Below are 9704 nucleotides of genomic sequence, written 5' to 3'. Positions count from 1 at the left end.
GGTCGATCAAGCCGCCCCAGCGTGCGGGGTGTTCCAAGCCGATCACGCGGCCCAGGCCCCAGATCTGTGCCTGTGCGGGCGAGGGCGAGTCCGTCGCCACCGCGCCCGAGGTCAGCAGCCACAGCGGTGCCTCGATTCCCGCGTCGCCGAGGGCTTGGGCCAGTACCAGTGTCCCCGCCACGCCGGATGGCAGCTCGGGGAACTGCGGGTGCGGCCGCTCGTCGAAGCCCAGCAACGACACCACGCCCGCCACCGGCCCGGCCTCGCGCAGCCGCGCGGCCAAGCTCTCGCGGTCGCCGGTCACCGGCACGATCTCGGCGTCCAGGAAGTCCACAAGAGACGATTCCTGGCCGGGGGCGACCACGGCGAGCCAGCGTCCGGACGGCGCCCCCACCGGCTCCGGTGCCGGGCGCCAGCGGATGTCGTACCGCCAGGAGTCCACCGTGGACCTGTCACGAGCCGTCCGGCGCCAGTCGCTCAAGGCGGGCAGCAGCTCGCTGAGCGGAGCCTCGGGATCGACGCCGAGCGTTTCCGCGAGGGATCCGCTGTCGACCGCCTCCCAGAATCCCGGATCCGCCACCGCCGGGGCCGGAGCCTCGGGCTTCAGCCAGTAGTGCCGCTGCTGGAACGCGTAAGTGGGCAGATCGACCCGCGCGGCTCCGGCGAAGTACGGCGTCCAGTCGACCTTCACGCCGTTCACGTGCGCTTCCGCCATCGACAGCGCGAAGCGCTCCAGACCGCCTTCGCCGCGGCGCAAGGAACCGAGGGTGACGATTCCTTCCACGGTCTGCCCGATCGGCATCACCAGCACCGGATGCGGAGACGCCTCCACGAACGTCCGGTATCCCTGATCCGCCAGAGCACGAACGGCTTCCTCGAGCCGCACCGGCTCCCGCAGGTTGGTGTACCAGTACTCGGCGTCGAGGGCGGTGCCGTCGATCCATTCCCCGGTCACGGTCGAGAAGAACCCGATATCGGCCGCGCGCGGGGCGATCGGCTCGAGGACCTCCAGGAGTTCGTCGCGCAACTGCTCCACCTGGACCGAGTGCGACGCGTAGTCCACCGGAATCCGGCGCGTCCGCACCTCGCACGCCGCCATGAACTCGTCGAGTGCGCCGGGCTCGCCCGAAACGACCGTTGCGGACGGGCCGTTCACCGCGGCGATACCGATCCGGTCACCCCACGGCGCCACGAGGGACGCCGTCCGCTCGCGCGACGCGGCCACGGAGACCATCCCGCCTGCGCCCGACAAAGCCAGGATGGCCTTGCTGCGCAGGGCGACAACGCGGGCACCGTCCTCAAGGGACAACGCACCGGACACCACCGCCGCGGCGATCTCGCCCTGGGAGTGGCCGATCACCGCGTCCGGACGCACGCCGTGGGCGGCCCACAGCTCGGCCAGGGACACCATCATCGCGAACAGCGCCGGCTGCACGACGTCGACGCGGTCCGGTTCGGCCGAGTCGAGCAGCGAGAAGCCGGTGTACGGTTCGAGTGCCCGCGAACACTCGGTGTACCGAGCGGCGAAAACCGGTGAAGTGGCCAGGAGTTCCGCCGCCATCCCGGTCCACTGTGCCCCCTGCCCGGGGAAGACCATCGCGACCTTGCCGCTCCCGGCCACCCCCGAAACGACGTGGGGCGCGGGCGTTCCGTCGGCCAGGGCACGCACCCCGGAACGGAGACGCTCCCGGTCCGCTCCGACGACGACGGCGCGGTGCGCGAAGGCCGATCGGGTCGTCGCCAGCGAAAACGCGACGTCACCAGGTGAAGCGTCCACAAGAGACAGTCGAGCGGCCTGCGAGCGCAGGGCTTCCGCGGACTTGGCCGACAGCACCCACGGCACCAAACCGGAGGAACCGCCCGCGGAAGAGGGCGCCGACGCGGCCTCCTCCAGGATGACGTGCGCGTTGGTGCCCGAGATGCCGAACGAGGACACCGCACCCCGCCGCGGCCGGTCGGCGGTCCACTCCCGGCCCTCCTGGAGCAGCTCTACCGCACCCGCGGTCCAGTCGATCTTCGTCGACGGTGTCCCGGCGTGCAGGGTCGGCGGCATCCGGCGGTTCCGCAGGGCCAGCACGAGCTTGATCACGCCGCTGACGCCCGCCGCGGCCTGCGTGTGCCCGATGTTCGACTTCACCGAACCCAGCCACAGCGGCGCCGGCCGGTCCTGGCCGTACGTCGCCAGCAATGCCTGCGCCTCGATCGGGTCGCCCAGCGCCGTGCCGGTTCCGTGCGCCTCGACCAGGTCGACGTCCACAGTGGACAAGCGGGCGTCGGCCAGGGCGTCCCGGATCACGCGCTGCTGGGACGGGCCGTTCGGCGCCGAGAGCCCACTGCTCGCGCCGTCCTGGTTCACCGCCGACCCGCGGACCACCGCCAGCACCGGGTGGCCGAGGCGCTGCGCGTCGGCCAGCCGCTCGACCAGCAGCATGCCCACGCCCTCGCCCCAGCCGGTGCCGTCGGCACCGTCGGCGAACGCCTTGCAGCGGCCGTTTCCGGACAGCCCGCCCTGGCGGCTCATCTCGGTGAACATGTCCGGGTTGACCATCACCGCCGCGCCGCCCGCCAGCGCCAGATCGGACTCCCCGCGCCGCAGCGACTGCACCGCCAGGTGCAGCGCCACCAGCGACGACGAACAGGCCGTGTCGACGGTGACCGACGGACCTTCCAGGCCGAGGGTGTAGGAGATCCGGCCGGACAGGACGCTGGTGGCGGTGCCGGTCATCAGGTGCCCGGCAACCGACTCGGCCTCCTCCCCCGCGCCGGTCCCGTAGCCCTGGGACGCCGCGCCGACGAACACCGCCGAACGGCTGCCGCGCAGCGTCTCCGGCACGATCCCGGCGCGTTCGAGGGCTTCCCACGACGTCTCCAGCAGCAGCCGTTGCTGTGGGTCCATGGCCAGCGCTTCGCGGGGCGAGATGCCGAAGAAGCCCGCGTCGAACTGGCCCGCGTCGTGCACGAAGCCGCCTTCGGCGACGAAACCCGCGTCGTGGGCGTCCGGCCAGCCGCGGTCGGCGGGGAACCCGGACATCCCGTCGCCACCGGAGTCCACGAGCCGCCACAGGTCCTCGGGCGAGCGGACGCCGCCGGGAAAGCGGCAGGCCATTCCGACGATCGCGACCGGGGCGGACCCGGCGTCCTCGACCTCCTGGACGCGCTTGCGGGCGCGCCGGAGGTCCGCGGTCACCTTCTTCAGGTACTCCCGGAGCTTCGCGTCGTTGTCCATCAGGCCCCATCCCGTCGCGTGCCGTCCATTCAGGACAGTCCGAGTTCGTTGTCGATCAGGTCGAAGATTTCGTCGTCGCTCGCGGAGTCGAGTTCGGTGTCGCCACCGGAGTCCTCGGAAACGTCCCGGCGGCGCGCGAGCAACGTCTCCAGCCGCGCGGTGACCCGGCGGCTGTCCCCGGCCTGTTCCAGCAGCCGCTCGAGCTCCGCCAGCACCGCGGCCTCCGTGTCGACGGCGGCGTCGTCAGGTGTGAGCCCGGCCAGCAGGTGCGCGGCCAGGTCGGCGGGCGACGGGTGGTCGAAGATCAGCGTGGCCGGCAGCCGCAGCCCGCTCTCGGCGGTGAGCCGGTTGCGCAGCTCCACCGCGGTCAGCGAATCGAAGCCCAGGTCGAGGAAGCCGCGGCCGCCTTCGACGTCGGCGGCCGAGCCGTGGCCCAGCACCGTGGCGACGTGCCCGCGCACGACGTCGAGCAGGAATTCGCCGCGCTCGGCCTCGGGCACGCCCGCCAGCCGCTCGGCCAGCGAAGGGCCTTCGCCCGCCGTAACCGCCACAGCCGCCGAAGCGGCCCGGCGGGCCGGCGCCCGCACCAGCGACGCGAACAGCGGCGGCAGCTCGGACTGCGCGGCCAGCGCGGCCTGGTCGAGTTGCAGCGGCAGCAGCGCCGGTTCCGGCCGGGCGGCCGCGACGTCGAACAGGTCCAGCCCGCGTTCGGCGGTGAACGGGACGAAGGCGGACCGCGCCAGTTTCGCGAGGTCGGCTTCGCGGAGCATGCCGTCGGTGGCCCACGGCCCCCAGCCCAGCGAGCCGGCCGGGAGTCCCCGGGCCGCGCGGTGCTGCGCCAGCGCGTCGAGGAAGGCGTTCGCCGCGGCGTAGTTGCCCTGGCCGGGACTGCCCAGCGTGGCCGCCGCCGAGGAGAACGACACGAACGCCGAGAGACCGAGGTCCCGGGTGAGCTCGTGCAGGTTCAGGGCCGCGTCGACCTTCGGCCGCAGCACCGCGTTCAGCCGCTCGGGCGTCAGGGCCGCGACGACGCCGTCGTCGAGGACACCGGCCGCGTGCACCACGCCGGTGAGCGCCGGGATCGCGGCGAGCACGGCGGCCAGCTCCCGGCGGTCGGCGGCGTCGGCGGCCACGATCCGGACGGCCGCGCCGAGCTCCCGCAGTCCCTCGGCCAGCTCGGCCGCGCCGGGGGCGGCCGGCCCGCGCCGGCTCAGCAGCACCAGATCGCGGACGCCGTGCCCGGTGACCAGCCGCCGGGCGACCAGGCCGCCCAGCGCACCGGTGCCGCCGGTGATCAGCACCGTGCCGTCGCCGAAGGACGGCGGCATGGTCAGCACGACCTTGCCGACGTGCTTGGCCTGGCTGACGAACCGGAACGCCTCGGGCGCACGCCGCACGTCCCAGGTCCGCACCGGCAGCGGGGTCAGCGCGCCCGCCTCGAACAGCGCGAGGACCTCGGTGAACAGCTCCCTGATGCGGTCCGGCCCCGCTTCGACCAGGTCGAACGCCTGGTACCGGACGCCCGGGTGGGCGGCGGCGACGGCGCCGGTGTCGCGCACGTCGGCCTTGCCCATTTCGAGGAACCGCCCGCCGCGCGGCATCAGCGCGAAGGAGGCGTCGACGAACTCGTGGGTCAGCGCGTTGAGCACGACGTCGACCCCCCGGCCGCCACTGGCCTCGCGGAACAGTTCCGCGAACCCGGTCGTGCGCGACGAAGCCAGGTGCGCGTCGTCGAGCCCGGAGGCGCGCAAAACATCCCACTTGCCGGGGCTCGCGGTGGCGTAGACCTCGGCGCCGAGGTGGCGGGCCAGCTGGATGGCGGCCATGCCGACGCCCCCGGCGCCCGCGTGCACCAGCACGGACTCCCCGGCCCGCAGCCCGGCCAGATCGACCAGGCCGTAGTAGGCGGTGAGGAAGACGATGGGGACCGACGCCGCTTCGCTGAACGACCAGCCGTCGGGAATCTTCGCCAGCATCCGCTGGTCGGCGACCGAACGCGGGCCGAAGGAGCCGGGGAAGAAGCCCATCACCTTGTCGCCGGGGGCCAGCCCGGTGACGCCTTCGCCGCATTCGAGGACGACGCCGGCGCCTTCGATGCCCATGAGCGGCTCGCCCGGGTACATGCCGAGGCCGATGAGGACGTCGCGGAAGTTCATCCCGGCGGCGCGGATGGCCACCCGGACCGTGCCCGGTTCGAGGGTCTCCGGCAGCGGGTTCGGGACGAGCGCGAGGTTCTGCAGGGTGCCGCGGCCGGTGCTGTCGAGCCGCCAGTCGCCCTCGGCGGGCGGCTGGAGCAGGGTGCCGGAGCCGGCGCGCACGAGCCGGGCGGCCAGCGCGCGGCCGTCCCGCAGCGCGAGCTGCGGTTCCCCGGAGGCGACCGCGCCGAGCAGCGCCGCCGACCGCGGGTCTTCGTCGTCGAGGTCGACCAGGACCAGCCGGCCGGGGTTCTCGAACTGCGCCGACCGCAGCAGGCCCCACACCGGGGCGGCGGTGAGGTCGGGGACGCGGTCGCCGTCGGCCGCGCCGACCGCGCCGCGGGTCACCAGGACCAGCCGGGCGGTGGTGAACCGCTCGTCGGCCAGCCATTCCCGGACCAGCTCGAGGGCGAAGGCGGCCCGTTCGCGCGGCTGGGCCGAGTGGCGGATCGCGGAGAACACGTACTGCGGTTCTTCGCCGCTCTCTTCGGTACGGCGGCTCAGTTCCGCAAGGTCCACCCAGGACTCGACGGTGCCCGCGGAGGCGAGCCCGGCCGCCAGGCCGAGCGGGTCCGGGCCGATGACCGCGTACCTGCCACCCGAAGTCTCCGGTACGGGAATCGGCGTCCACTCGACCTGGAACAGCGCATCGCCGCCCTCCGGGCCACGCAGCCGGTCGGCCGAGACCGGACGCAGCACGAGCGCGTCCACCGAGGCGACCGGGGCGCCGCTCGGGTCGGCGACGTCGACGGCCACCGCGTCCCCGGCGCCCGGCCGCAGGCGGACCCGCAGCGCGGTGGCACCGGTGGCGTGCAGGGTGACGCCGGTCCAGGCGAACGGCAACCGCGGGCCGGTCCCGCCGTCGCGCAGGCCCAGCGCGTGCAGTGTGGCGTCCAGGAGGGCCGGGTGCAGCCCGAACGCACCCGCCTGCTGCTCCGGCAGCGCGACCTCGGCGTAGATCTCCTCGCCGAGGCGCCAGGCCGCGCGCAGGCCGCGGAAGGCCGGGCCGTAGCCGAACCCGGACGCCGCGAGGGTGTCGTAGAAGCCGGTCACGTCGACGGGTTCCGCTCCGGCGGGCGGCCACTCGGCCAGCGTGGCCGGTGGCGCCTGGGCCGCCGGCGCGAGGACGCCCGCGGCGTGCGCGGTCCAGTCGACGCGGCCCTCCGGTCGCGAGTGGATGGTCAGCTCGCGACGGCCGTCGTCGTCCGGGCCGCCGACCGACACCTGGATCGCGACGGCGTCCCGCTCGCGCAGCACGAGCGGCGCGGCGAGGGTCAGTTCCGCCACCACCGGGCAGCCGGCCTGGTCACCGGCCCGGATCGCCAGCTCCACGAACGCGGTGCCGGGCAGCAGCACGGTCCCGAGTACGGCGTGGTCGGCGAGCCACGGCTGCGTCGCGAGGGACAGCCGTCCGGTGAGGACGACCCCGTCGCCGCCGGCCAGCGGCAGCGTGGCGGCCAGCAGCGGGTGCGCCGCGTCGGTGAGCCCGGCCGCGCCGACGTCCCCGGCCCCGGCGGACACCTCGGGCCAGTAGCGGCGGTGCTGGAAGGCGTACGTCGGCAGCGGCACGCGGCGGGCGCCGGTGAACGCCGCCGCGAGGTCGACCGGGACGCCGCGGACCCACAGGCCGGCCAGCGCGATGGCGAACGTGCGTTCCTCGGGCCGGTCGCGGCGCAGCAGCGGCACGGTCACGACGTCCTCGCCGAGGCAGTCGGCGGCCATGGCGCTGAGCACCGCGTCCGGCCCGGCCTCGAGGAACGTCCGGACGCCCTGGCCGGCCAGGGTGGCGACGGCGTCGGCGAACCGGACCGACGCCCGCACCTGCCGCACCCAGTAGTCCGGTGTGGACAGTTCGGGGCCGGCGAGCCGCCCGGTCACCGTGGACACCACGGCCCGGTCGGCCGGGTGGTAGGTCAGCCGCCGCGCGACCGCGGCGAAGTCGTCGAGCATCGCGTCCACCCGCGGGGAGTGGAACGCGTGGCTCACCTTGAGCCGCTTGGTCCGCACGCCCGCCGCGGCGAACCCGGCGGCCAGCTCCAGCACGACGTCTTCGTCACCGGAGACGACGACCGAGCCGGGCCCGTTGACCGCCGCGATGCCGGCCCGGCCGCCGGTCTTGGCCACCTCGGCGGCCACGGCTTCCTCGCCCGCGCGCAGCGAAACCATCGCCCCGCCCTCCGGCAGGGCTTCCATCAGACGGCCGCGGGCGGCGACCAGCTCGGCGGCGTCGGCCAGCGGAAGAACCCCGGCGACGTGCGCCGCGACCAGCTCGCCGATCGAGTGGCCGGCGAGGTGGTCCGGCCGCACGCCCCAGCTCTCGGCCAGCCGGAACAGGGCCAGCTCGACGGCGAACAGCGCCGGCTGGGTGTAGGCGGTCCGGTCCAGCAGCGCGGCCTTCCCGGTGCCCGGTTCGGCGAAGACGAGGTCGCGCAGGGAGTGTTCCAGGTGCGGGTCGAGGTGGGCGCAGGCTTCGTCGAACGCGTCGGCGTAGCCGGCGAAGCGGTGGTAGAGCTCCCGGCCCATCCCAGCACGCTGGGCGCCCTGCCCGGTGAACAGCACGGCCAGCGGTCCGGTGGCGGCCTCGCCTTGGACGACCTCGGGCGCGGGGGTGCCACCGGCGAGCGCCGCCAGTCCCGCCCGGAAGTCCTCGGCCGTCGTCCCGAGCACGACGGCCCGGTGGTCCAGGGCGGCCCGGCCGGTGGCGAGGGAGAACCCGACGTCGACCGGCGAACCGTCCACTTCGGACAACTGCTCGGCCTGGGCGCGCAGCGCTGCGACGGACCGGCCCGAGATCGGCCACGGCACCAACCCCGTGCCGTCGTGCGCGGCCGCGACCGGAGCGGGTTCGGCCTGTTCGATGATGGCGTGCGCGTTGGTCCCGGAGATGCCGAAGGAGGAGATCCCGGCCCGGCGTGGCCGGTCGGCCGGCCATTCGCGAGCCTCGGTCAGCAGCTCGACCGCACCCGCCGACCAGTCCACGTGGGACGTCGGCGCGTCGACGTGCAGGGACTTCGGCAGCACGCCGTGGCGCATGGCCATGACCATCTTGATGATCCCGGCGGCTCCGGCGGCGGCCTGCGTGTGGCCGATGTTCGACTTCACCGAACCGAGCCACAGCGGTGTCCCGCGGTCCTGGCCGTAGGTCGCCAGTACCGCCTGCGCCTCGATCGGGTCGCCCAGGGTCGTCCCGGTGCCGTGCGCCTCGACGACGTCCACATCGGACGGCTCGAGTCCGGCGTTCGCCAGTGCCGCGCGGATCACCCGCTGCTGTGAAGGACCGTTCGGGGCGGTCAGGCCGTTCGACGCGCCGTCGGAGTTGACCGCCGAACCGCGGACGAGCGCCAGGACTTCGTGGCCGTTGCGCCGCGCGTCCGACAGCCGTTCCAGCAGCAGCAGGCCCGCGCCCTCGGCCCAGCCGGTGCCGTCGGCCGCCTCGGCGAACGGCTTGCACCGGCCGTCGGGTGCCAGCCCGCGCTGCCTGCTGAACTCGACGAACGCGCCCGGGGTCGACATGACGGTGACCCCGCCGGCGACGGCCATCGTGGACTCGCCCTGGCGCAGCGACTGGCAGGCCAGGTGCAGCGCGACCAGCGACGACGAACACGCGGTGTCGACCGCGACCGACGGCCCTTCCAGCCCGAAAGTGTAGGAGACGCGCCCGGCGATGACGCTGGTGGTGTTCCCGGTCAGCAGGTGGCCTTCGACACCGGAGGACGCGCCGAGCAGGGTGACGTAGTCCTGGCCGTTGGTGCCGGCGAACACCCCGGTCTTCGTGCCACGCAGCGCGTGCGGGTCGATGCCCGCGCGCTCGAACAGCTCCCACGACGTCTCCAGCAGCAGCCGCTGCTGCGGGTCCATCGCGAGGGCTTCGCGGGGCGAGATGCCGAAGAACCCGGCGTCGAACTCGCCCACGCCGTCGAGGAAGCCGCCCTCGCGGGCGTAGCTGCGGCCGCTCTTGCCCGGGTCCGGGTCGTAGAGGGCGCCGACGTCCCAGCCGCGGTCGGCGGGGAACGCGGCGATGCCGTCACCGCCTGCGCCGACCAGGCGCCAGAGGTCTTCCGGCGAGCGGACCCCACCCGGGTAGCGGCAGCTCATCGCGACGATCGCGATCGGGTCGTCGTCGACGGCGGCCACCGCCGCGGGCCGGTCCGGGGTTTCGCCGCCGAAGATCTCCGCCAGCAGGCGATCGGTCAGGTCCGCCGGGGTCGGGTGGTCGAACACGAGCGTCGAAGGCAGCGCCAGCCCGGTTTCGGCGGCCAGCCCGTTGCGCAGCTCGACGGCGG

The 9704-nt window shown here is 74.4% G+C and carries 2 protein-coding genes; both read right to left on the bottom strand.

What is annotated here, in order from left to right:
- Nucleotides 1-3187, bottom strand: a 3187-nt coding sequence (locus CCN39_RS27280; RefSeq protein WP_434781123.1) for a type I polyketide synthase, incomplete at its 3' end; no start/stop codon positions are given.
- Between the two features lie 68 nt (nucleotides 3188-3255).
- The coding region (locus tag CCN39_RS27275; protein ID WP_167455191.1) for a type I polyketide synthase at nucleotides 3256-9704 on the bottom strand (6449 nt) is incomplete at its 5' end.

This window comes from Amycolatopsis kentuckyensis (assembly GCF_002155975.1).
Taxonomy (GTDB): Bacteria; Actinomycetota; Actinomycetes; order Mycobacteriales; family Pseudonocardiaceae; genus Amycolatopsis; species Amycolatopsis kentuckyensis.
The sequence above is the reverse complement of the archived record's forward strand: the minus strand, read 5'-3'. Positions and strand labels throughout refer to the sequence as shown.